The organism is Haemophilus parainfluenzae (assembly GCF_036288925.1).
GTDB lineage: Bacteria > Pseudomonadota > Gammaproteobacteria > Enterobacterales > Pasteurellaceae > Haemophilus_D.
Genome location: NZ_CP127167.1, coordinates 637,997 through 662,903 on the forward strand (window position 1 = coordinate 637,997; position 24,907 = coordinate 662,903).

A 24,907-nucleotide genomic window follows, 5' to 3' on the forward strand; every position below is an offset into this window, starting at 1 on the left:
TTAGTTTTGAGGAATTATACCGTAAAATCACTTAAATTTTGACCACACTTCGTTTTTTACTTATCATTCCTCCTAAATAAAACCAACAAAACAAAGGAATCTTTATGCAATATTCTCTCGCACGTACCGAACAAGGTCAAACCTTTGGTATTACTGCAAAAATGGCAAACCGCCATGGCTTGATCGCTGGGGCGACAGGGACGGGGAAAACCGTGACATTACGTAAAATGGCAGAAGCGTTCAGTGATGATGGCGTACCGGTTTTTTTAGTCGATGTAAAAGGCGATTTGTCTGGTTTAGTAAAAGCGGGCACATTCAGTGGCAAAGTGGCAGAGCGTATTGAACAATTTAATTTAGGTGGTGAGAGTTATTTAAATGGCTATCCTGTGTCATTTTGGGATGTATTCGGTGAAACAGGCATCCCACTTCGTACCACGATTTCTGAAATGGGACCATTACTGCTTTCCCGTTTATTGAATTTAAACGCAACCCAAGAAGGCTTATTAAACCTCGTATTCCGTGTGGCAGATGATAAAGGCTTGCTACTCATCGATCTGAAAGACTTGCGTGCAATGCTTAAATTCGTGGCAGAGAACGCCAAATCGTTCCAAGTAGAATATGGCAACGTATCAGCTGCGAGTGTGGGCGCGATTCAACGTGCTTTACTGACCCTTGAAAATGAAGGGGCGACCAATCTTTTTGGTGAGCCGGCATTAAATCTCGAAGATTGGTTACAAACCCGTTATGGCCGTGGCGTGATCAATGTTTTAAATTCTGAAAAATTAATTAATTCCCCAAGAATGTATAGTGCATTCTTACTTTGGTTGATGTCTGAATTATTTGAACAATTACCGGAAGTTGGCGATCCAGAGAAACCAAAATTTGTGATGTTCTTCGATGAAGCGCATTTACTCTTTGATGGCGCACCGAGTGTGTTGGTGGACAAAGTGGAACAAGTGGTTCGGTTGATCCGTTCTAAAGGAGTAGGGATTTATTTTGTAACCCAAAATCCATTAGATTTACCGGATACCGTGTTAGGCCAATTAGGTAACCGTGTACAACACGCATTACGTGCTTTTACACCACGTGATCAAAAAGCAGTGAAATCTGCAGCAGAAACGTTCCGTTCAAATCCAGCTGTTAATGTGGTGGAAACCATTTCCACTTTAGGAGTGGGTCAAGCATTAATTTCATTCTTAGATGAAAAAGGCATGCCAACGCCAGTTGAAGTGGCGTATGTTTACCCACCGAAAAGCCAACTTGCACCGATTACTGAAGAAGAGCGAGCGGCGTGGGTGAAAGACGATGAGCTTTATGCCTTCTACAAAGATTACGTGGATAACGAATCCGCTTTCGAAGTATTAAATGCGCAAGCGGATTTAGCGGCAGTACAACAAAAACAAGCCGAGCAAGCGCAGCAAGAGGAAGAAAGCGGTTTATTGGGTAGACTAAGTCGTATGATTTTTGGAACACAAAAACGCGGGGATAAACTTTCTCCGACAGAACAAATGGTGAATAGCGTGGCAAAATCAGTTGGTCGCAATATTCGTAATGAAGTGACTAAACAAATTATGCGTGGTATCTTAGGGGCATTGAAAAAATAACGATAAGTTGGCCGCACTTTGCGGCAAGAATAATAAAGGAGATGATTATGTCTGATGTATTTCACTTAAACCTGACTAAAGCACAGTTGAAAGGCGCTACATTAGCTATTGTACCGGGCGATCCTGCACGTAGTGAACGTATTGCTAAAAAACTTGATAATCCTGAGTTTCTTGCAAGTACACGTGAATACACGTCTTGGTTAGGCTATCTAAATGGTCAACCGGTAGTCGTATGTTCAACCGGTATTGGTGGCCCTTCTACATCTATCTGTGTGGAAGAGCTAGCTCAGCTTGGCGTGCGTACATTCTTACGTATTGGTACAACAGGTGCAATTCAACCACATATTAATGTGGGAGATGTGCTTGTTACAACGGGGGCAGTTCGCCTTGATGGTGCAAGCCGTCATTTTGCCCCAATTGAATATCCAGCAGTGGCAAACTTTGAATGTACTACCGCACTTTTCAATGCGGCGAAAGAAAAAGGTATTGAGCCATTTGTAGGGATTACCGCGTCGTCTGATACCTTCTATCCTGGCCAGGAACGTTATGATACTTACAGTGGTAAAGTATATCGTGATTACCAAGGCTTGTTAAAACAATGGCAAGATCTCAACGTAATGAACTACGAGATGGAATCCGCGACATTATTCACCATGTGTAACGCCTTAGGCTTGCGAGCTGGTATGGTAGCAGGTGTGATTGTGAATCGTACACAACAAGAAATTCCAAATGAAGCGACCATGAAAGATACGGAAGACAAAGCAGTATCTGTCGTGGTGGAAGCAGCAAGAAAATTGTTAGCGTAATATGTAAAAGGCGTTTTAATAAAAACGCCTTTATTTTTTCATCATATAAAAACAAGTGAATTCTGCTTGATTCTGAAAAAAATTTTATCTCAATATTCAATTTTTTCTCAAAATGCTACAAAAGTGTGATGTACATCACAAAATCTACTCTCCTTTTTCATTAAAATTCAAAACCGTATGTTTACTAGAAAGGATTCATTATGGGCAGTACAACAAATCTTTCATCAAGAATGAATGGTATGAATAGTCATTATTCAACCGAAATTAAAAGTAAATATTTAAAATATCAGCTTCATTCTCTGATCGGTGTTTTTATTGGTTATATGTGTTACTACATAGTCCGTAATAACTTCGTATTATCCACCCCCTATTTAGCAGAAAAACTAGAACTTTCTAAGACGCAAATTGGTTTGCTCACCTCATCTTTACTTATTACGTACGGGTGTAGCAAAGGTGCAATGAGTATCTTGGCAGATAAAGCGAACCCTCGCTACTTTATGGCTTTAGGACTTCTTCTTTGTATTCTTATTAATATTATGATGGGGTTCTCAACAAGCTTCTATTTATTCGTAGGATTAGTCATTTTATTAGGGGTATTCCAAGGAATGGGGGTTGGTCCTTCAATTATTACCGTTGGGTATTGGTATCCACGTAGTCAGCGTGGGCGAGCAAGTACAACTTGGAATGTATCACATAATTTAGGTGGTGGTATTGTTGCGCCTATTGTAGGTGCTAGTCTTGCTTATTTCGGTTCTGAACAATGGGAAATCTCGACTTATGTTGTACCGAGTATCATTGCCTTAATTGGTGTTTTTCTTGTGTTATTTTTTGTGAAACGCCGTCCAGCTGAGGAAGGACTACCGACTGTTGAGGAAATGTATAACGAAGAAACGGTTAATACAAAATTAAAAGGTCATTTATCTGAAAAACCAGAAAATATGACTGCATTCCAAATTTTTTATCAATTTGTCGTTAAAAATCCTAATTCTTGGTATCTCGTTGGTGTTGATATTTTCACCTATATGGTTCGCTTTGGTATGTTAACTTGGATTCCACTTTATCTTCTTAAAGAAAAAGGTCTTACTAAAACAGATATGGGGGCTGCATTTATGATTTTTGAATGGGCAGCTATTCCATCAACGCTCATTGCTGGGTGGTTAATTGATAAATTTTTCCGTGGAAAAATTATGTATTTACCAATGATTTGTATGACAATTGTTTTCTTCTGTGTATTCGGTTACATGAACTCAGAATCCATTTTTGCCATTATTTTATTCTCTGCAATAGTTGGGTGTTTGGTCTATATTCCTCAATCTATGGTTGCAGTACAAGCAATGGAAGTTATTCCTAGTTTTGCATTAGGCTCAGCAGTAGGGTTACGTGGATTTATGAGTTATATTGTTGGTTCTACATTTGGTACAACATTGTTTGGTTTTGTTGTAGATAAATTTGGTTGGAGTAGTGGATTCTATACTATCATGTGTGGTGCGGTGATGTGTTTTATTTTCTGTTATCTATCTCACCGTGGATTACAAAAAATTCTTAATATGCAATAAATAAAAAAAGGCGTTTTAATTGAAAACGCCTTTTTTATCGAGTCTTAACTATTTGCCCTTGCAAAATCAGCCGCTCCGGCGACTAATTGCTCATCAGGTCGAATCCCAGTGTAGAGCTCAAATTGTTCGACAGCTTGTAGCACAATGACTTCTGCACCAGAAATGGTTTGTTTACCTTGCTGTTGAGCAAATTGGATAAACGGTGTTTCAGCAGGAATCGCTACCACATCAAAAGCGGTTTGAGCTTGTTGAATAAGATTTTCAGGAAAGGCGAGATCAAATTCTTCTTTTCCACCTTTCATCCCAATTGGCGTGACATTGACTAAAATATCTGCCGATTGATTATCTAAAGATGAGATATATTCATAGCCATAAAGTGCGGCTAAATTTTTACCTGTTTTTTCATTTCGAGCAAAAATCTTCAGATGCTCAAATCCACTGTTTTTAAAGGCGGCGACGACCGCTTTTGCCATGCCACCACTGCCTCGTACAATCACGCGACTATTTTTATCTAATTGATATTCTTGGATAAGTTTAACAATCGCAATATAATCGGTATTGTAAGCACGAAGAAAGCCTTGCTCATTCACAATAGTATTCACAGACTGAATGGCTTGTGCAGAAGGGGATATTTCATCTAAAAATGGCATGCAGCTTTCTTTAAAAGGCATTGAAACCGCACAACCTCGAATACCAAGTGCACGAATGCCTTTGACGGCACTTTCAATATCTGTGGTGGTAAAGGCTTTATAAATAAAATTAAGCCCTAATTTTTGATACAGATAGTTATGGAATGTTGTACCAAAATTGCCTGGTCTGCCAGAAAGAGACATGCAAAGTTGGGTGTCTTTGTTAATCATATCGATTCCTTAAATATTCAAATTTATATCATCATCGATAAAATATTGATTCATTTCAAATGCCGGTTTTGCCTCTTTGTCTTTGCCGACAATACGAGCAGGCACACCTGCTGCAGTGGCGTATTCAGGTACAGGTTGAAGTACAACAGAGTTAGCACCAATTTTGGCATATTTGCCCACTTCAATATTGCCGAGAACTTTTGCGCCTGCCCCAATCATTACGCCTTCTCGTACTTTTGGATGGCGATCGCCGGATTCTTTACCTGTACCGCCAAGCGTGACACCTTGTAAGATAGATACATCATTTTCAATTACCGAGGTTTCGCCCACTACAATACCGGTAGCATGGTCAAACATAATGCCGTGCCCAATTTTGGCGGCAGGGTGAATATCCACATCGAAAGCCACTGAAATTTGATTTTGTAAATAAAGTGCGAGTGCTTTTCGATTTTGGTTCCACAAATAATGGGTAATGCGATAGCTTTGAATGGCGTGAAAACCTTTTAAATAAAGCAATGGGGTAGACCACAATTCCACAGCGGGATCGCGGTGGCGAACAGCTTTAATATCACAAGCGGCACAATCAATGATATTGGGCTCAGCTTGATAGGCTTCTTCAATAATTTCACGCAGCGAAATTGCGGGCATGATAGGGTTAGCCAGTTTATTCGCTAGCAAATAACTCAAGGCACTGCCAAGATTTTGATGTTTTAAAATAGTGGAATGGAAAAAGCTTGCGAGCATTGGTTCGCATTCTGCTAGTTCTTTTGCCTCTTGGCGAATGTGTTGCCATACTTCTAACGTCATTTTTTCTCCTTATTCGCCTTTTCGTGCACGACCCAATAAGCTTAATGCGACGTCTTGTGCACTTTTACCACAAAAGAGCATTTGGTAAATTTGCTCTGTAATTGGCATTTCTACGCCTTGTCGTTGTGCTAATAAATAAGTTTCTTTGGTGTTATAAAAACCTTCTACCACTTGACCAATTTCATCCATAGCTTGTTGGCTATCGGTACCTTTACCAAGCATTAAACCAAATCGACGGTTACGGGATTGGTTATCGGTACAAGTGAGCACTAAATCTCCTAAACCAGACATACCCATAAAGGTTTGTGCATTGGCGCCCATTGCTACGCCCAAGCGAGTAATTTCCGCAATACCACGGGTAATCAATGCGGTTCTCGCATTGGCACCAAATCCCATACCATCCGAAATACCCGCCCCTATCGCAATCACGTTTTTAATGGCACCACCTAATTGAACGCCGATTATATCTTGATTTACATATACCCGAAAATGCTGACTGCAGTGAATTCGCGCTTGTAATTCTAAGGCAAACTTTTCATGACGAGAGGCAAGGGTAATCGCCGTTGGCAAACCTTGAGCCAATTCTTTTGCAAAAGTAGGACCTGAAAGCACCGCTGTCGGAATTGCTTTACCTAAGGTTTCTTCCACGACTTCTTGCAGTAATCGGCCGGTGTTGCGTTCTAATCCTTTGGTTGCCCAAATTAAACGATGATCAGGTTTTAAGTGCGGTCGAATTTTTAAGAGAATTTCGCCGAAAGCGTGACTTGGTACCACAATTAAAATGTCTTTCGATTGCTCAAGGGCAGTTTTCAAATCTAATTCTAAATACAAACTTTCAGGAAATTCAATATCAGGCAGAAAGCGACGATTTTGACGTTCCAGTTGCATTTGATGAATATGATCGGGATTGTGCCCCCAAAGATAGGTTGGCGAACCATTACGAGAAAATGAGATAGCGAGTGCTGTTCCATAAGAACCGCAACCAAGAATAGTAATTGGAGATTGGGATGTATTCATTTCAATCACCTTAAAAAAATAAAAGGGCAGACCATATCGCCTGCCCTTATCAAAATTAATGTTGGGTTTCTGGATGTTCTTCTACTTCGGCTGCTGCTTGCTGCTTATTCATGTAATCAATGAACAACGCATCGAAGTTTACCGGAGAAAGGTTTAATGCTGGGAATGTTCCGCGGTTGACTAAGTTAGAAATTAGTTCGCGCGCATAAGGGAAAAGCATATTTGGGCATTGAGATGTTAAGCAGTGCGCCATTTGAACATCTTCTAAACCGCTGATTGTAAATACACCAGATTGTTTCACTTCACAAATAAACGCTACATCACCAGAATCTTCCATGGTCGTTTCTACGTTGATGTTTAACGTTACTTCGTATAAATCTTCGCCCACTTGAACGGCTTCAGTGCTTAAATCAAAGCCAAGTTTTGGTTTCCATTCTTGGTGGAAAATATGAGGAAGATTTGGTGCTTCAAAAGAAACATCTTTTACATAAATACGTTGAATTTGAAGTACGGCTTCTTGTTGCTCTTCAGAGGCTACTTCAGGTTGTTGATTTTGTTCAGACATAGAGGATCCTTACTTATGTTTTTTTACTAATGGTAAATTTGCACCAGACCAAGCCGTTAAACCGTCTTTTAATACATAGACTTTTTCAAAGCCTTGTTTGGTTAAAAGCGCTGCAGATGTGGAAGAAGAAACACCGTTGATATCCACAATGATAACGGGATTTCCTTTGTAATGTTCAATTTTTCCTACATTTTGATTTTTAATTTCTGTCGGAAGCAAGTTTACACTGTTAATAATATGACCACGTCGGAATTCATCGATAGGACGTAAGTCAATCACAACCGCCTCTTCGTCGTTCATTAAGCGAACGGCTTCTGGATTAGTGATGACGCGATATTTTTGTGTCGCACTTTTAAAAAAGGTGAAAAGTGTCATAAAAAAGACAGCAAACCATGCGATCGTTAAAAAAGTGTGTTTTTGAGCAAATTCAATTGCTTGAGGCATAAATTCTTGCATGTTGTTCTCAACTTAATTTTTGATAATGAATAAGAGTTTATCTTCAGATGAAATAAGGTTTTAAGTATAACCGCACTTTAGTTATCTTTCAAAAAAATTATCAAGAAACGCAAGGTTGGCGAAAGCTTATACAATCATATGGCTAAAAATGTGATCGGGATCATAAATAGGTTATCTTGGTATTTATTCTCTACCTAATTAGGTAGAGAATGCCGATACTTTAATGAGTTAGTTCAAGGGGAATAAAATGAAATTCAAAAAATTAACCGCACTTATGATGGTTGGATTAGGTTTTTCTGTAGCACAAGCAGCAGAATTACCCAATATTACAATTTTAGCGACAGGCGGCACCATTGCCGGAAGTGGTGAAACTGCAGTTTCTTCTACTTATAAAGCAGGACAACTCAATATTGAGGCATTAATTGATGCAGTGCCTGAAATTAAGCAGCTAGCCAATGTAAAAGGTGAGCAAATTGTAAAAATTGGTTCACAGGATATGAGTGATGAGGTGTGGTTGAAATTAGCTAAAGCGATTAATACACAATGTAAAGACACCGATGGTTTTGTGATTACTCATGGTACAGATACGATGGAAGAAACCGCTTATTTTCTTGATCTGACTGCGAAATGTGAAAAACCGATCGTGTTGGTCGGTGCGATGCGTCCAGCAACAGAAAAAAGTGCGGATGGTCCATTAAATCTTTATAATGCTGTCGTGGTGGCATCTGATAAAAAATCAGCTGGCCGCGGCGTATTAGTAGCGATGAATGATGAAGTATTAGGGGCGCGAGATGTAACTAAAATGAGCACCACTGCTGTACAGACGTTTCATTCACCAAACTATGGCACGCTAGGCTATATTCACAATAGCAAAGTGGATTACGAGCGTTCGCCTGAAAGTAAACATACCGTAAACACACCGTTTAACATAGATAAATTAGACAGTTTACCGCAAGTTGGCATTGTTTATGCTTATTCTAATGCACCAATTGAACCGTTAAATTCATTATTGGATGCAGGCTATCAAGGTATTGTTTCAGCGGGTGTAGGTAATGGTAACGTGAATGCCGCACACTTAAAACGTTTAGAAAAAGCGGCGAAAGATGGTGTTGCAGTGGTACGTTCTTCCCGTGTGCCCACCGGTTATACAACACGTGATGCTGAAGTAGATGATTCTAAATATGGTTTTGTTGCTGCTGGTACGTTAAATCCGCAAAAAGCGAGGGTGTTGTTGCAACTTGCTTTAACGAAGACTAAAGATCCAAAAGTGATTCAGCAATATTTTGAAGATTTCTAATTTAGCAACATAAAATGTGTGGAAAATAATTGCACATTTCTATGCAAGATATTGAAATTTTTTGATCTAAATTATGGAATGCGTACCTATTTATTGTTATATTTACGTACGTTTTATTATATGACAACGATTTTTTATTGACTTAGGGGGTCAGTATGTCTGCAATGTTTTTATTGCAATTTGCCATTGTGCTATTGTGTATTTTAGTGGGCGCTCGCGTCGGAGGTATTGGTTTAGGAGTATTTGGTGGTTTAGGACTGGCCATTCTCTCGTTCGGTTTTGGTTTAAAACCCGCAGGCTTACCAATTGATGTGATGTTTATGATTATGGCTGTAGTTTCAGCGGCAGCTGCAATGCAAGCTGCGGGTGGTTTAAATTATATGATTAAAATTGCGACTAAAATTTTACGTCGTAATCCTAAACATATTACTTTTATTGCGCCAGCCGTGACGTGGTTATTTACATTTTTGGCGGGTACTGGTCATGTTGCTTATTCTGTTTTACCGGTTATTGCGGAAGTCAGCCGTCAAAATGGCATCCGTCCTGAACGTCCACTTTCAATGGCTGTGATTGCTTCTCAGTTTGCAATTGTTGCAAGTCCTATTGCTGCAGCAGTGGTGGCAGTCGTTGCTTATCTTGAACCTCAAGGTATTCATCTTGGTGATGTGTTGATGATTACTATTCCAGCGACTATTTTAGGTCTTTTCTTAGCTTGTATCTTTGTTAACAAAATAGGGAAAGAACTTAAAGATGATCCAGAATATCAACGTCGCTTAAAAGATCCGAAATATGCTGATGCATTCAATTCAACAACCGATACAAACGAATTTGAAGTGAGTAAAACAGCTAAAATCTCTCTTTCCTTATTCTTATGTGGTGCTTTACTCGTTGTGTTAATGGGTGCAGTGCCTTCTTTACGTCCAGTATTTGATGGTAAACCGATGGGGATGGCTCATACGATTGAAATCATTATGCTATCTATTGGGGCATTAATTATCTTTACTTGTAAACCGGATGGCACAGAAATAACTAAAGGTTCCGTATTCCATGCGGGCATGCGTGCCGTTATAGCCATTTTTGGTATTGCTTGGTTAGGTGATACGTTGATGCAGGCACATATGGTAGAAGTAAAAGAAATGGTGAAAGGCTTAGTGGAAACTGCACCATGGACATTTGCTTTAGCGCTATTCGTGTTATCTGTTTTAGTTAATAGCCAAGGCGCAACAGTAGCAACATTATTCCCACTTGGTATTGCATTAGGTATTCCTGCGCCTGTCTTAATTGGGGTATTTGTTGCAGTAAATGGTTACTTCTTTGTGCCTAATTATGGTCCTATTATTGCGTCAATTGATTTTGATACAACGGGTACAACTAAAATTGGTAAATATATTTTCAATCATAGTTTTATGTTACCAGGGCTATTAAGTATGGTCTTTAGTCTAGTTATTGGTTTATTACTTGCAAATGTTTTATTATAAAATTTATAGCTAGCTAAAACGGTGCATATTGTTTTATGCACCGTTTTTTATTTTTTTATGAAACTTATTAATCAGATTTTGTTCTAATAAGTATTCTATTTTTATAAGGAAAACCAATGAAATTATTTAAAATCCTTTTTGCTGCATTAATTGCTTATGTGCCAACAGCATGGTCTGCGGCGGATTACAATATTAAATACAGCTCAAATTATTTAATGCCCGCTTATGTGCATTTTAAGGCTGATGGTTCACAATATTCAGTCAATGCGAAAATTAATATTCCGTTGTACAACATTGTGTTTACTTCTCGTGGTTCACAAACTTCGAGCCAATTTAAAATGGTGAATTATCAAGATGTACGTAATGGTAAGTCTTATGCTATTTCTAAAATTTCGCCAACAATAATTGAATACGGTAAAGTGAAAAATGGATTAGAAACCGAGCCGTTAAAATTACCAACTTTTGATTTATTCACCATGGCATTTCAGTTGAGTTATTACGATAAATTGCCAACCAGCTTCCAAATTACAAATGGTAAAAAACTTTACCCAATGGAAAATGTGAATGTGAAGAAAGTAGAAAAACAGATCCAATATAATAAGCAAACTGTCACGGAAATCACTTATTCATTTAAAACAGGTAATAAGGATATTATGGTGAAGAAATTCTCAGGTGAACAATTTCCACGTTATATCAAATACACCAGAGATGGTGATGATTATGAGTTAGAGTTTGATGAGTTTGTTAAATAACATCAGATGAGAAAAAGAAGCCACGAAAGATTGCGTGGCTTTTTATTTTATAGCTTATTGTGCATACATAAATACTTGAACGAGAAGAAGTATCGATGAGATAACAAACTGACAGCCTACGATCGGCATGACAAATTTCAACCATTTGTTGAATGGAATACCAAGCATTTGTAGCGTGACAAGGACTAATCCTGTCGGTGCGAGGAACAACATAATATATTGTCCCCAGTTGTAAGCCGATACAACAATGTCTCTCGGGATGCCAACGGTATCAGCCAGCGGAGCCATAATTGGCATGGCGAGTACGGCAAGACCTGAAGATGAAGGTACAACTAACCCTAAGAAAATGAAGACCAAGAGCTGACCAATAATAAAGACGCCACCATTCATTCCACCGACAAGATGTGTCATATAATCGAGAATCGTGTCTGAAATCATTCCTTGTTCCAGAATGATATTGACTGCTCGAGCGAGTCCGATAATCAATGCGACGCCGACTAATTCAGAGGCGCCATGAGTAAACCCATTTACGACATCTTTTTCAGGCAATCCGCTGATGAACATAATAATAATGGTTATGGCTAGGAAGGAAGCCGCCATTTGAGGAAACCACCAGCCCCCAAACATAACACCCCATACCATGAGAGGAAAGGCGCCACTAAATAGAATCAGAATCAGTTTTCTTCTAAAGGTAAATTCAACGGTTGCATTGGGATCGATATCTTTCATATAGAGATCATAGAAGGCTTGGCGATCGTCATACGTATAAGAAAATTCAGGATTGGCACGCAGTTTTTTACAATACCAATACATGTAAGCAATCACACACGCACCACCAAGAATAAGTCCCAATGTACGAAATCCCATTCCTTCCGTGAATGGAATACCCGCAGCATTTGAGGCAATGACAACGGAGAAGGGATTGATTGTAGAGAATGCCGTTCCCATTGAGGCGGCGAGGAATATGGCACCAACACAGACAATGGAATCATAGCCTAAGGCTAAAAAGACAGGAACAAGAATTGGGTAGAAGGCTACTGCTTCTTCCTCAATGCCACAAGCCGTACCGCCTAACAGCATTAACACACAGACAGCAAAGACAACGGAGAATTCATTTCCTTTCGTTTTTTTGGTGAGAGACATTAATCCGGCATTGAATGCTCCTGTTTTGTTTATCACACCAATCATTCCACCGAGTATGAAGATAAAAATCATAATATCCGCGACTTCAATGGTGCCATCCACCATGGCGTGAATCATATCTGTAATGCCTTTTTCGTGTTGTTCAATGCGTTGATAGGTATCGGGGATAGCAATCGGCTTTTTGATAATGCCGTTGGTGAAATGAGAAAGTTGAATTTTGATATTGAGTTGATTAAGCGTTTGTTCTGTTGCTGGATAGCTTTGATCGGGAGTTCCGTGGGTTTTGACAATAAAATGATTTTCAGTGCTGTCATAGGAAAGTTTAGAGTAGGACCCTGAGGGAATAAGCCAAGTAAGACCAATAGCAATAAGAAGAATAATAAAGAGAATGCTAAATGCGGAAGGGAATTTCATCTTTTTCTTTGATGCTTCCATTATGGAGAACTCCTTGTGTTCGGATCAGTTAATAAGCCGAGCGCGTATTCTACACACAAAGAACAAAAAAGCAAAGGATGATTTTTAAAAGGATGCAATGATAGCGGGGTTGGCAATCGTTTACCTAAGCCGGGTTTGATTGTGATTAACCTGGCTTAAGTCTATTTTATTTAGGAAAATTGAGTAATTTTTTCACTCAAATCATCTAACATTTCATAACGTTTTCGGTACATAGAGCGTTTTTTGCTGGCAATTTCTTCCAGTGGTTTTCGGGTACTTTCAAGCGGTAATTGCCAATATTGACCCTTTAATTGCCCTTGGTTTTCTTGCCAGAATTCATCGTAATTGAATAGAATTTTACTGCGAGCAGATAGGCGATATTTACCTTGTGAAGTGTGAGGGATGCCGATTAATTCACATCGCCATTTTTCGGCTAACAAGCGGAAAACATTCATCAACATAAACATCGGGCGAACACCGTGTAATTCTTTTGTGGCTTGTTTCACCGCTTCTTGCGCTTCTTCATAAGAAGGGCCTTGAATTGAGGCGATAAGTAACTTATTTGGCTTTAAGAAGGTGAAAGAAGCATCATAAATGCTACGCCCATCATTGTCTTTTAAGTTAATGGAAAAATAACCTTCGAAAGGGTCAATCTGATTGATATTGAAATAAATACCAAGTTGATCTGTTAATTGTGCTAATAAAAGGGATTTTTCTTGGAGTAGTTTTTGGCAAAATTCTACGCCCATTTTTTCTTCAAGCATTAGCAGATTATTGGTAATGGCACTGAGTCGCTCGGTTGCAGAAAAACGTTTGTTACAATAGGTCGCGAGCAATGCATTAAAACGATACGGATTTTGTTGAAAAAGTGGAATCCAGGTTTGGTTAGTATTTAAGAAATCAACCAGTGCATCACATTGTTTTTTAAATAAAAATTTGCGTCCGTAATAACGGGCTTTATCCCTTAATTGTTTTTTTAATGGATGATTACAAGAATCGGGCAGTAATTCTTGAAAGGTCGCGAAAGTAATAGTTTGTTTTGCTGTCATAATGGATAAAGTGCGGTTATTTTTTCAAACGTTTTTTATTGGGTAAAATCATGCTGATTTTTGACCGCACTTATTGTACCTGTATTCCATGGTTTTTCCAATTAACCATCAATAAAGGTGGTTCTTTACTTGCCTATTTTTCGATTTCTCCTTAATATGCCAAATCCTACCTTGAATTTATGCAACTCATCCCCATATTCAATGAAATTATAGAATTGATGTAAGAGAGATAACTATGAACACCAAAAGAACTCAACAACGTACACTTCCTGTATTGCCATTACGGGATGTTGTCGTTTTCCCTTATATGGTGATGCCACTTTTTGTTGGGCGTGCAAAATCCATTAGTGCCCTTGATGAAGCCATGAATGAGGGCAAACAATTATTATTGGTGTCACAAAAGCAAGCGGATTTAGAAGAACCTACCGTTGATGATGTATTCGATGTCGGGACGATTGCCAATATTATTCAATTATTAAAATTGCCAGACGGCACAGTGAAAGTGTTGGTAGAAGGGCAACAACGCGCCAAAATCAATCAATTAAATGATGGTGAAGATCATTTTTCTGCGGAAGTGACACCGATTGAAACCACGTTTGGCGATGAAAAAGAATTAGATGTGGTGAAGGCAGCCGTTTTAAATGAATTTGAAAGCTATCTGCAACTTAATAAAAAAATCCCTGCAGATGTTTTAGGTGCGCTTCAACGCATTAATGATGCCGATCGTTTAGCCGATACCATGGCTGCGCATATTCCAGTGACCGTTCGCCATAAACAAAGCGTGTTAGAACTGGCAGATGTGCAAGAGCGTTTGGAATACTTGCTCGGCATGATGGAATCCGAAGCGGATATTCTTCAAGTTGAAAAACGTATCCGTGGCCGTGTGAAAAAACAAATGGAGAAAAGCCAGCGTAACTATTATCTTAGCGAACAAATTAAAGCGATTCGCAAAGAAATGGACGAAGGCGAAAGCGAAGATACCATCGATGAAGTTGAGCAACTTCGTCAAAAGGTTGAAGCGGCAGGTATGCCGGCAGATGTGCGTGATAAAGTAGAAAGCGAGTTGCAAAAACTCAAAATGATGTCAGCGATGTCGGCTGAAGCAACAGTGGTGCGAAGCTATGTTGAGTGGATGCTTCAAGTGCCATGGCATAAACGCACCAAAGTGAAGAAAGATATCGCAAAAGCTCAACAGGTTTTAGATGCGGATCACTACGGTTTAGAACGAGTGAAAGAACGCATTTTAGAGTACCTTGCGGTACAAGCTCGCTTGAACAAAATCAAAGGTCCAATCCTTTGCTTAGTCGGACCACCAGGGGTAGGTAAAACCTCACTGGGTCAATCTATTGCTAATGCAACAGGTCGTAAATATGTGCGTATGGCATTAGGCGGGGTACGTGATGAAGCAGAAATTCGTGGTCACCGTAAAACCTATATTGGTGCATTGCCGGGTAAATTGATTCAAAAAATGGCAAAAGTTGGTGTAAAAAACCCACTCTTCTTGCTTGATGAAATCGATAAAATGTCTTCGGATATGCGTGGAGACCCCGCATCAGCCTTGTTAGAAGTGCTTGATCCAGAGCAAAATACCACCTTCAATGATCACTATCTTGAAGTAGACTACGATTTGTCTGATGTGATGTTTGTGGCAACCTCAAACTCCATGAATATTCCAGGACCATTGTTAGATCGTATGGAAGTCATTCGTCTTTCTGGTTATACCGAAGATGAAAAACTGAATATTGCGATGCAACATTTGTTACAAAAACAAATTGAACGTAATGGATTGAAAAAAGGTGAATTAACCATCGAAGAAAACGCCATTTTAGATATTATCCGCTATTACACCCGTGAAGCCGGTGTGCGTGGATTAGAGCGTGAGATTTCTAAAATCTGTCGTAAAGCAGTGAAGAATTTATTGGTCAATCCAAAAGTGAAATCCATTACTGTTAATTCAGACAACTTGCATGACTATCTTGGTGTGAAACGTTTTGAATTTGGTAAAGCGGATACCCAAAACCGTGTGGGCGAAGTAACAGGTCTTGCATGGACAGAAGTGGGTGGTGACTTACTGACGATTGAAACTGCGTCAGTAGTGGGTAAAGGCAAATTAACCTTTACTGGTTCATTAGGCGATGTGATGAAAGAATCTATCCAAGCAGCGATGACTGTAGTCCGTGCACGTGCGGAAAAATTGGGTATCAATTCTGAATTCCATGAAAAACGTGATATTCATATTCACGTGCCAGATGGCGCAACACCGAAAGATGGTCCGAGTGCAGGTATCGCAATGTGTACGGCACTGGTTTCTTGCTTAACGGGTAACCCTGTGCGTGCCGATGTCGCGATGACAGGTGAAATCAGCCTACGCGGTAAAGTATTACCAATTGGCGGATTGAAAGAAAAATTATTGGCGGCACATCGTGGTGGTATTAAAACCGTATTGATTCCAAAAGATAACGTGAAAGATTTAGAAGAAATTCCAGATAACGTGAAAGAAAATCTTGCGATTCATGCGGTAGAAACCATTGATGAAGTGTTAGGCTTAGCGTTAGAAAATCCACCGGAAGGCATTGAATTTGTGAAAGTGGAAACGAAAGCGAAAGCACCACGCCGTAAAGCTGCGACTAAAACAGCAAGAGCGGTCAATTAATGACTTATTTTTTAGGGCTTGTGAAAACAAGCCCTTTTGACTTTTAATTATGCAAAAATTTCCCCCTCTTTCCCTTTATGTACATATTCCTTGGTGTGTGCAGAAGTGCCCTTATTGTGATTTCAATTCGCATGCACAGAAAGGCACAATTCCTGAACAAGAATATGTGCAACATCTGATAGCCGATCTTGAGGCAGACTTAGAGAAATATCAGGCGAGTATTCAACATCGTTCACTTCATTCCATTTTTATTGGTGGAGGCACGCCAAGTTTATTTTCAGCGGAAAGTATCAAGTTGTTATTGGCAGAAATTAAACATCGCATTCCTTTTTCAGAGAATATAGAAATTACAATGGAAGCCAATCCAGGCACTGTCGAAGCGGAGCGTTTTAAAGGCTATGTGGATGCGGGTGTCACACGTATTTCCATGGGTATCCAAAGTTTTAATGACGATAAATTACAACGTTTAGGGCGTATTCATAATGCGGCGGAAGCCAAAAGTGCGGTCAGTTTGGCGAAAGTTTCGGGCTTGAAAAGTTTCAATTTGGATTTAATGCATGGTTTGCCAAATCAAACGCTTGAGGAAGCCTTAGATGATTTGCGACAAGCCATTGAGCTTGCTCCACCACACCTTTCTTGGTATCAACTCACCATTGAACCCAATACCATGTTTGCTTATCGTCCGCCTACGTTGCCGGATGATGATGAGCTTTGGGATATTTTTGAGCAAGGCCACCAGCTTTTAACCGAAGCGGGTTATCAACAATATGAAATATCTGCTTATGCGAAGCCGGGCTTTCAATGTCAGCACAATCTGAATTATTGGCGATTCGGGGATTATCTGGCGATAGGCTGTGGTGCACATGGGAAACTCACTTTCCCAGATGGAAAAATTTTACGTTTTTCTAAAACGAAGCATCCAAAAGGCTATTTGCGTGGTGAATACCTTTATGAAGAAAAAAACGTGGAAAAAAATGACCGCGCTTTTGAATTTTTCATGAATCGTTTTCGTTTATTGGAAGCCGTGCCAAAACAAGCGTTTGAACATTACACGGGGCTTTCGCAAAGTGCGGTCAAAAATCAAATTGATTTTGCGATCCAGCAGAATTATATTGTGGAAACACCTGATTTTTGGCAGATCACCGAACATGGGAAATTGTTTTTAAACGAGTTATTAGCGCTTTTCTTAGATGAATAAAATTTTTTCATCATCACGAATAAATTTTTACACTTGTTTATTTAATAGGGTCGTATTAAAGTAAAGCAAACGTTTACGTCATTGTTTAAAATTTAAAAGAGGCAGAGAAATGGATCAATTAGAAATGAAAAAATTAGCGGCACGCGCAGCGTTAAAATACGTTAAACCCGATACTATTGTTGGTGTAGGAAGTGGCTCAACAGTGAATTGTTTTATTGAGGCTTTAGGCGAATTAAAAGATCAAATTCAAGGTGCGGTAGCGGCATCTAAAGCTTCGGAAGAGTTATTACGTAAACAGGGTATTGAAGTATTTAGTGCTAACGATGTGTCAAGTTTAGATATTTATGTGGATGGTGCAGATGAAATCAACCCACAAAAAATGATGATCAAAGGTGGCGGTGCGGCATTGACTCGAGAAAAAATTGTGGCTGCTTTAGCGAAAAAATTTATTTGTATTGTAGATTCTAGTAAACAAGTGGATGTGTTAGGTAGCACATTCCCATTGCCAGTAGAAGTGATTCCAATGGCACGTTCACAAGTTGGCCGTAAATTAGTTTCTCTTGGTGGCGCCCCAGAATATCGTGAAGGCGTGGTGACTGATAACGGTAACGTGATTTTAGATGTACATAACTTCGCCATTTTAAATCCAGTGGAAATGGAAAAAGAATTGAATAACGTAGCCGGTGTGGTAACAAATGGTATTTTTGCCTTACGCAGTGCGGATATTGTGATTGTTGGTACACCAGAAGGCGCAAAAGTCATCGATTAATAAAAATAAGGAAGCAAACATGACAAACAAAGTGTCACTCGACAAATCAAAAATTAAATTTGTGCTATTAGAGGGCGTGCACCAAAGTGCATTAGATACCTTGCATGCCGCAGGCTACACCAATATCGACTTTTACAAAAAAGCCTTAGATGGTGATGAGCTAAAAGAAGCCATTAAAGATGCGCATTTTATCGGCTTACGTTCTCGTACTAATTTGACTAAGGAAATGATTGAAGCTGCGCCGAAACTTATTGCCATTGGCTGTTTCTGTATCGGTATCAACCAAGTGGATCTTGATGCGGCAAAAATGCGCGGGATTCCAGTATTTAATGCCCCGTTCTCCAATACACGTTCTGTGGCTGAATTAGTGTTGGGTGAGATTTTACTCTTAATGCGCAATATTCCTCAAGCGAATGCAGATGTACATCGTGGTTTATGGAATAAATCTGCCGTGGGTTCTCATGAAGTACGTGGTAAAAAACTCGGTATTGTGGGCTATGGCCATATCGGTTCGCAATTAAGTATTATTGCGGAATCTTTAGGGATGGAGGTGTATTTCTACGATATCGAAAATAAATTACCATTGGGTAATGCTAAACAATTGCACACACTTGAAGAGTTATTGGGTTCTTGTGATGTGATTTCGCTTCATGTACCTGATTTACCTTCAACCCGTAATTTAATGAGTGCTGAACGTATTGCACAATTAAAACAAGATTCGATTTTAATCAATGCAGCACGTGGTACGGTAGTAGATATTGATGCTTTAGCAGCAGCAATTGAGCGAGGTAAAGTTCGTGGGGCAGCAGTTGACGTATTCCCTGTTGAACCTGCTTCAATCAATGAAGAGTTTATTTCTCCATTACGTAAATTCGATAATGTGATTTTAACCCCGCATATCGGTGGTTCAACCGCGGAAGCACAAGAAAACATTGGTTTTGAAGTCGCGGGTAAATTTGTGAAATATTCTGATAATGGTTCAACCCTTTCTTCTGTAAATTTCCCAGAGGTTTCTTTACCAGAGCACGCCAGTGCAAAACGTTTACTTCACATTCACGAAAACCGCCCAGGTGTATTAAACAAACTGAACCAAATTTTCGTCGAAGCCAATATCAATATTGCAGCACAATATCTGCAAACCGATCCGAAAATTGGTTATGTTGTGGTAGATGTTGAAACAGATGATGCATCACCATTGTTAGCCAAACTCCGTGAGATTGAAGGCACAATTAAAGCACGTGTGTTGTATTAATATGAAAAATTAAGCAAAAATTGACCGCACTTTGTGCGGGATACAAAGCAAAATGGGCAAAGTAAGTTATTTTACTTTGCCCATTTTTATTAACTAGTTGCAGCTTACATTTATTTGATCATCGCCTTAAATAGATTACGGCGATCAGCATTAAATGTCGGCTGTGCGGTTGGTATGGATAACACCATACGCAAACAATCCTGTGTGAGTTGAACCGCTTGTTCATTAGTCAGATTCGGGTCGAGTGGTGAATGTAAGGAGCAACTTAAATATTGCGGTACATTTTCAAGGCTACTAACGGTGAAAGTGAGTGCTTTGTATGGTAGTTGTACGGTGAGTTTATCACCTAATTCACGCGGTTCCCATTGTTGTTGAGGACCCGGTAGAATCACTACGCTCATCATCCATGGGGTTAGTACTGTGCCAATCCATTGATCTTCGAATAAAACAAATTTAGGGCAGAAACACTCGATGCCTTTATGAAAGAAAGGGAGATCTTGCATTTCAGGTACAATGTTTTGCATTTCAGCAAGAAAAATCTCCGTTGGGTTTTCTTCAAAGCCAGAAACAGAGTTTAAAAGTGCGGTCGAATTTTGTGGTGTTTTTTCGTGTCGATACATGGTTTATTTTTCAATATTAATAAGATTAAAGAATTCTGGAGAAACCTTAAAGAAAATTCCTTTCTTTCGTAAAGAGGGGTTAGGGGAGATTTAACCCTAGTCTCGATTAATTAAGTCAAATCTCCCCCGGCCTCTCTTTTCTAAAGAGGGGAATCTAGATTCAAACCGTATTCCTTAATGATTTGATTTAACGTTTCAAAAACCTTTGGCAACACGTTTTGTATTGTTTCCGTCAAACCAATTCCAGATTCTAGTGATTCTGGTTGGATGCCGATAAGGCAAAGGTGTTTTGGAAATTCATCCGTCAATTTCATCGCAGAAAGTACATCACAAATGCCGAGTTGGTGTGGCGAAATTTTGCGAGAGAAAAAGGTAGGCACCTGCTCGTCATGCAACACGATAATCTCACCTGGTTGTTTGTTAGCAAGCACAGCATCAACAATAATCAAATGCTCGCGATTTGCCATCGCATCCAGTAATTCCATGCCACAAGTACCACCATCGATGATGTCAAAGTGCGGTTGAATTTCAGGGCGTTTTTCAAGCTTCTGCACAACGCGCACACCGACACCTTCATCACTTAACAAAATATTGCCGACACCAAGAATTAACGGCTTCATTACAACACCTTCACTTCAGTCACTTCGCCGTTTTCGGTATTAACTACATGTACGGCGCATGACATACAAGGGTCGAATGAGTGAATGGTTCGAACTACTTCCAATGGTTTAGTCGGATCTGCCACCGGTGTACCAATAATGGAAAGCTCATAGGGACCCATTTGGTCTTGTTCATTACGCGGACCGGCATTCCATGTGGATGGTACAACCGCTTGATAGTTTTCGATGCGACCGTCTTTGATCACAACCCAGTGAGAAAGCATACCGCGTGGTACTTCACCGAAGCCAACACCACGGAATTCACCGCTTGCCGGGATATCGGTTTTGATATAAGCCGTCATATCACCTTTAGCGATATTATCAATGAGCATTTGCCATTGAGCGCTTAAAATATCGTTGACCGCACAGCAATGCACGGTACGACCGATAATACGTCCAAGAGTAGAATGTAATTGATCGGTGGTTAAAGTATTACCGGTCAATTTTTCATAAATGCCTTTTAATTCATTGAAATGGCTAACGGTTGGCGTGTCATTTGCTGCTAAACCACACATTAAATAGGCGAGAGGACCTACTTCGACAACTTTACCGTAGAATGTCGGTGCTTTTACCCAAGAGTATTTACCATCATCTTGCCAGCCTGTGTATTTCGGACGAGTTAAACCCGCCCAAGGTTCTAATGGCTCATCGTCTTCGTACCAAGCGTGTTTACCACTTTCTTTAATGCCTTTTACAACGAACTCATCTTTTTGTTGATCAATTGGACGGAAAGTCGATAAATCGCCGTTTTCGATATAACCACCTTTTAACATGAATTTAGAGTTATCTGCATCAATTGGGTATTCTGGTACAGATAAGTAGTTGCCAGAGGTTTTGCCTAAGCTTAACCATTCAGGGTAGTAAGCCGCAAATACTGCTGCATCTACTTTATACACTTGGTTAATGAAGTCAGTTAGGCGATCGATACAAGCTTTCACGAACATGAGACGTTCTTGGTTTAGTACGGCTTGGGAATCTAAGTTAATTGGGTTTGCGACACCACCAATCGCCAAGTTTTGAATGTGTGGTGTTTTACTACCGAGTAATGCGACTACACGATTAGCATCACGTTGACATTCAAGCGCTTGCAAATAGTGTGCGACGGCAATGAGGTTTACTTCTGGTGGAAGTTTCATTGCAGCATGACCGAAATAACCGTTAGCAAAAATACCAAGTTGTCCGCTGTCCACTAATGCTTGAATTTTTTTCTGTACGTTGCGGAATTCGTTAGCACTGTTTAATGACCATGTAGAAACGCCTTTTAGCATGTCTGCTGCTTTTTCAGGATCAGCTTCTAGCGCAGCGGTGATATCCACCCAGTCCATCGCGGAGAGTTGATAGAAGTGCACGATATGATCATGGATACTGTGTGCAGCAAGAATCATGTTACGAATGTACTGTGCATTTACGGGAACTTTAGCACCAATAGCATCTTCTACGGCACGTACGCTGATAATCGCGTGTACTGTGGTACATACGCCACATATACGTTGCATAATCATCCATGCATCACGTGGGTCGGCACCTTTTACGATATTTTCCATACCGCGCCACATGGTACCGGATGACCAAGCATTGGTGACGACGCCGTTTTCAATTTCGCAATCAATACGTAAATGACCCTCAATACGGGTAATTGGGTCAATTGAGATACGTTTTTTTTCTGACATTATTCTGCTCCGCTAACTTTTTTGCTGAATGCCGCTTTTTCGGCAATAATTTTTTCTGAGTCTTCGGTATGTTTTTCTTTAAATACCGGTAATACAGGGAATAAACGAATGATTAAAATATAGGCACATACTTCAATAGAAACGAAGCCGATTGAAATAAGCAATTCTTCCGCAGATGGGAAATATTGATAGCCGTTGCCCGGGTTATACATGATAAGCGAGTAGTTCATACGCCATAATGCTGCACCGAGTAACATGCTTAATGCCGAAATAAATAACCAACGGGAATCTGATTTTTTCTCCCCAAGGAAGAGGGTAAGTAACGGTAATACCATCAACCAGACTTCCATCCAGAACATCCATGCTTCAAATTGAGTTAATTTATCGAAACCTACAACCATTTGCAGTTTGTCGTGATAAATCAACTCACCAAAACGCACCGCTAAGAAACAGAAAATTAATCCTGCGGTAACGCGTGCCAATTGAGTAAATAAATGGCGTTCATCTGGTGTTTTTCCTGCTAGACCCGCTTTAACTAAAGAACCCTCAAAAATCACAATAGAGAAGCCCATAATGAAAGCTGTCAGCAAGGAGAGAATCGGTAACATTTCATAGCTTTGCCATACTGGATGGACTTTATGACCCGCTACAATCATCAAGGAACCCATTGAAGATTGGTGCATCATTGGTAACAAAGCACCCAAGGCAATAATGAAAAACATGATTTTATTCAGTTTATTAAACCATTTTTTCAATCCCAAGAAACCAAGCCATACAGGGGCAAATTCTAGGGTTACCACGATGATGTACACCGTCATACAAAATGCCGTTTCAAATAGAACGGAATTCGTGTTGAACTGCCCTGGAATATAGAAATATGGTAAATGCCAATAACGCCCCATATCAATGGTGATAGATAAACCACCAAGGGAATAGCCGAATAAACTTGCAAGCAATGCTGGGCGAACAAGGGCGTGATATTTCCCTTTATTGAAAATGTACACGGTCCAAGCGAGCGCCCAACCGCCACAGGCAAATCCTGTACCGACAAGTAAGTCAAAGGCAATCCATAAACCCCAAGGATAACCGCCATTAAGTGCGGTCACGGAACCAATACCAAACACTAAACGTTTTAAAATTAATAAAACGCAAAGCACGGCAAGTGGTGCAAAAAAGAGAATTGCGGCAGAAACAAGGCGACCGCCTACTGGACGTGGATTACTCATGATGCTCATCCTCCGCTTCTTCGATTTCCTTGCGTGCCTGACGCATGGCTTCTTTTTGTGCTGCAATACGCTCAGCGATTTTATCGCCATGCATATTTTTGTAAGTCATAAAGGTTAAACCGGCAAGTGCCACTAGCGGTAAGGCTAAACCGCGATACAAGAAGTGTTGTAAATGCGCCGCACGAGAACCTGTCGCGACTTCATCTAAGTCTGGTAAACCAAGATTAGCAAAAGGTACACCACTTAAGGCGAGCACCTGTGTACCACCACCTTCTTTTTCACCGTAGATATGATATTGATATGCCGGTACGGTAGCACGGTATTTATCTGGACTATTGACGTGTTGACGTGGGTAATCATATTCAGTACCACGTAATAAGCTTAAACGACGTTTAGCTTCAGCCAATAATTCTTCACGTGTACCAAAAATAATGGCGCCAGTTGGACAAACATGACAGCAACCAGGTAATTCGCCTTTATCTAAACGTTCAACACCTTTTTGGTTACAGAGTTCACATTTGCTGATTTCACCGAATGGATTGTCATAGTCGTATTTTGGTACATCAAACGGACAACCTACCATGCAATAACGGCAACCAGTACAGATATCGGGATCATATTTTACGATACCGGTTTTTGGATCTTTGGTAAGGGCTTGAACTGGGCAAACCGCAACACAGTTTGGGTCAACGCAATGCATACATTGTTTTTTCACGTAAGCATAGCCGTTTTCTGTTTTGTCTTTATTTGTGCCGTCACCATCACTCCATACTTGAATCACGTTACGAGTAAATGGGGTGAGTTTGTCGTTGTTTGACCAAGTTTGATCACCTTTTGGGTTCACGGGTGTGTGGTTTACGTTTTGACATTCAGCCACGCATGCTTGACAACCTACGCAAAGGGTAGAGTCGTAAAGCATTCCTAGTGCGCCAAGAATGGGCTCAACCGTTTCCGTTGCCTGCGCACTCGACACAGGCAAGGAGGAAGCGATTCCGCCAAGCATACCTGCTTTTAGAAATTTTCGTCTATCCATTA

General features: G+C 40.0%; 22 protein-coding genes. 10 read left to right on the forward strand and 12 right to left on the reverse strand.

Annotated features, from left to right (window positions below; all coding sequences use genetic code 11):
* The first annotated feature begins 104 nt into the window (after positions 1-104).
* The 3 genes from QQS40_RS03230 to QQS40_RS03240 all read left to right on the forward strand — a co-directional run bounded on the left by QQS40_RS03230 (position 105) and on the right by QQS40_RS03240 (position 3,966).
* A complete protein-coding gene (locus tag QQS40_RS03230; protein WP_128787925.1) occupies positions 105-1,604 on the forward strand; it encodes a helicase HerA-like C-terminal domain-containing protein in 1,500 nt (499 codons plus the stop codon).
* A 47-nt stretch (positions 1,605-1,651) separates the two neighbouring features.
* Positions 1,652-2,410 carry a uridine phosphorylase gene (gene udp, locus QQS40_RS03235; protein WP_014064508.1) on the forward strand — a complete coding sequence of 253 codons (759 nt, stop codon included), beginning with the start codon at positions 1,652-1,654 and terminating at the stop codon, positions 2,408-2,410.
* A 200-nt stretch (positions 2,411-2,610) separates the two neighbouring features.
* Entirely contained in the window at positions 2,611-3,966 is a 1,356-nt protein-coding gene (locus QQS40_RS03240) for an MFS transporter (protein WP_289902381.1), read from the forward strand.
* Between the two features lie 44 nt (positions 3,967-4,010).
* Here the strand turns inward: QQS40_RS03240 and QQS40_RS03245 are convergent, their stop codons facing one another.
* Genes QQS40_RS03245 through QQS40_RS03265 form a run of 5 tightly spaced genes read right to left on the reverse strand, consistent with a single transcriptional unit; the run spans position 4,011 to position 7,671 of the window.
* Positions 4,011-4,826, reverse strand: a complete 816-nt coding sequence (locus QQS40_RS03245) for a shikimate 5-dehydrogenase (RefSeq protein WP_329506077.1) — start codon at positions 4,824-4,826, stop codon at positions 4,011-4,013.
* Between the two features lie 9 nt (positions 4,827-4,835).
* Positions 4,836-5,633 carry a serine O-acetyltransferase gene (cysE, locus tag QQS40_RS03250; protein ID WP_204698226.1) on the reverse strand — a complete coding sequence of 266 codons (798 nt, stop codon included), beginning with the start codon at positions 5,631-5,633 and terminating at the stop codon, positions 4,836-4,838.
* Between the two features lie 9 nt (positions 5,634-5,642).
* Positions 5,643-6,650 carry an NAD(P)H-dependent glycerol-3-phosphate dehydrogenase gene (gene gpsA, locus QQS40_RS03255; RefSeq protein ID WP_128787928.1) on the reverse strand — a complete coding sequence of 336 codons (1,008 nt, stop codon included), beginning with the start codon at positions 6,648-6,650 and terminating at the stop codon, positions 5,643-5,645.
* Between the two features lie 55 nt (positions 6,651-6,705).
* Positions 6,706-7,215 (reverse strand): protein-export chaperone SecB, encoded by a 510-nt coding sequence (gene secB / locus QQS40_RS03260; RefSeq protein WP_308601868.1) that lies wholly within the window; start codon positions 7,213-7,215, stop codon positions 6,706-6,708.
* A 9-nt stretch (positions 7,216-7,224) separates the two neighbouring features.
* Positions 7,225-7,671, reverse strand: coding sequence for a rhodanese-like domain-containing protein (locus tag QQS40_RS03265; RefSeq protein ID WP_329506083.1), 447 nt, complete (start codon positions 7,669-7,671; stop codon positions 7,225-7,227).
* Between the two features lie 247 nt (positions 7,672-7,918).
* Between QQS40_RS03265 and ansB the strand changes: the two genes are divergently transcribed.
* The 3 genes from ansB (at position 7,919) to QQS40_RS03280 (ending at position 11,198) form a co-directional block, all read left to right on the forward strand.
* Entirely contained in the window at positions 7,919-8,968 is a 1,050-nt protein-coding gene (gene ansB / locus QQS40_RS03270; RefSeq protein ID WP_126470071.1) for an L-asparaginase 2, read from the forward strand.
* Between the two features lie 155 nt (positions 8,969-9,123).
* Positions 9,124-10,446 carry an anaerobic C4-dicarboxylate transporter gene (locus QQS40_RS03275; RefSeq protein WP_049355634.1) on the forward strand — a complete coding sequence of 441 codons (1,323 nt, stop codon included), beginning with the start codon at positions 9,124-9,126 and terminating at the stop codon, positions 10,444-10,446.
* A 116-nt stretch (positions 10,447-10,562) separates the two neighbouring features.
* Positions 10,563-11,198: a hypothetical protein gene (locus QQS40_RS03280; RefSeq protein WP_126470073.1), complete on the forward strand. Its 636-nt coding sequence runs from the start codon at positions 10,563-10,565 to the stop codon at positions 11,196-11,198.
* A gap of 54 nt (positions 11,199-11,252) precedes the next feature.
* Here QQS40_RS03280 and QQS40_RS03285 read toward each other — a convergent pair whose 3' ends face one another.
* On the reverse strand, positions 11,253-12,776 hold the full coding sequence (locus QQS40_RS03285) for a YfcC family protein (protein WP_329506087.1): 1,524 nt from the start codon (positions 12,774-12,776) through the stop codon (positions 11,253-11,255).
* Between the two features lie 170 nt (positions 12,777-12,946).
* Entirely contained in the window at positions 12,947-13,825 is an 879-nt protein-coding gene (locus QQS40_RS03290) for a VirK/YbjX family protein (protein ID WP_329506089.1), read from the reverse strand.
* A gap of 235 nt (positions 13,826-14,060) precedes the next feature.
* Between QQS40_RS03290 and lon the strand changes: the two genes are divergently transcribed.
* The 4 genes from lon to serA all read left to right on the forward strand — a co-directional run bounded on the left by lon (position 14,061) and on the right by serA (position 19,697).
* Positions 14,061-16,478 (forward strand): endopeptidase La, encoded by a 2,418-nt coding sequence (gene lon / locus QQS40_RS03295; protein WP_329506091.1) that lies wholly within the window; start codon positions 14,061-14,063, stop codon positions 16,476-16,478.
* Positions 16,479-16,527: 49 nt separating this feature from the next.
* Positions 16,528-17,676: a radical SAM family heme chaperone HemW gene (hemW, locus tag QQS40_RS03300; RefSeq protein WP_329506094.1), complete on the forward strand. Its 1,149-nt coding sequence runs from the start codon at positions 16,528-16,530 to the stop codon at positions 17,674-17,676.
* A 109-nt stretch (positions 17,677-17,785) separates the two neighbouring features.
* Positions 17,786-18,445 carry a ribose-5-phosphate isomerase RpiA gene (gene rpiA / locus QQS40_RS03305; RefSeq protein ID WP_329506096.1) on the forward strand — a complete coding sequence of 220 codons (660 nt, stop codon included), beginning with the start codon at positions 17,786-17,788 and terminating at the stop codon, positions 18,443-18,445.
* A 19-nt stretch (positions 18,446-18,464) separates the two neighbouring features.
* Positions 18,465-19,697: a phosphoglycerate dehydrogenase gene (serA, locus tag QQS40_RS03310; RefSeq protein ID WP_329506098.1), complete on the forward strand. Its 1,233-nt coding sequence runs from the start codon at positions 18,465-18,467 to the stop codon at positions 19,695-19,697.
* 110 nt (positions 19,698-19,807) lie between these two features.
* Here serA and hybE read toward each other — a convergent pair whose 3' ends face one another.
* The 5 genes from hybE to hybA all read right to left on the reverse strand — a co-directional run bounded on the left by hybE (position 19,808) and on the right by hybA (position 24,905).
* Positions 19,808-20,317, reverse strand: a complete 510-nt coding sequence (hybE, locus tag QQS40_RS03315; protein ID WP_049355642.1) for a hydrogenase-2 assembly chaperone — start codon at positions 20,315-20,317, stop codon at positions 19,808-19,810.
* 140 nt (positions 20,318-20,457) lie between these two features.
* Positions 20,458-20,937, reverse strand: a complete 480-nt coding sequence (locus tag QQS40_RS03320; protein ID WP_049355643.1) for a HyaD/HybD family hydrogenase maturation endopeptidase — start codon at positions 20,935-20,937, stop codon at positions 20,458-20,460.
* The gene (gene hybC, locus QQS40_RS03325) at positions 20,937-22,646 is read right to left on the reverse strand and encodes a hydrogenase 2 large subunit (protein ID WP_329506101.1); all 1,710 of its coding nucleotides are present in this window, start codon (positions 22,644-22,646) and stop codon (positions 20,937-20,939) included. Before hybC ends, QQS40_RS03320 begins: the two co-directional genes overlap by 1 nt.
* The gene (hybB, locus tag QQS40_RS03330; RefSeq protein ID WP_329506103.1) at positions 22,646-23,872 is read right to left on the reverse strand and encodes a Ni/Fe-hydrogenase cytochrome b subunit; all 1,227 of its coding nucleotides are present in this window, start codon (positions 23,870-23,872) and stop codon (positions 22,646-22,648) included. The genes hybC and hybB overlap by 1 nt, the downstream gene beginning before the upstream one ends.
* Entirely contained in the window at positions 23,865-24,905 is a 1,041-nt protein-coding gene (gene hybA / locus QQS40_RS03335) for a hydrogenase 2 operon protein HybA (protein ID WP_049375209.1), read from the reverse strand. Before hybA ends, hybB begins: the two co-directional genes overlap by 8 nt.
* Between the last annotated feature and the right edge of the window lie 2 nt (positions 24,906-24,907).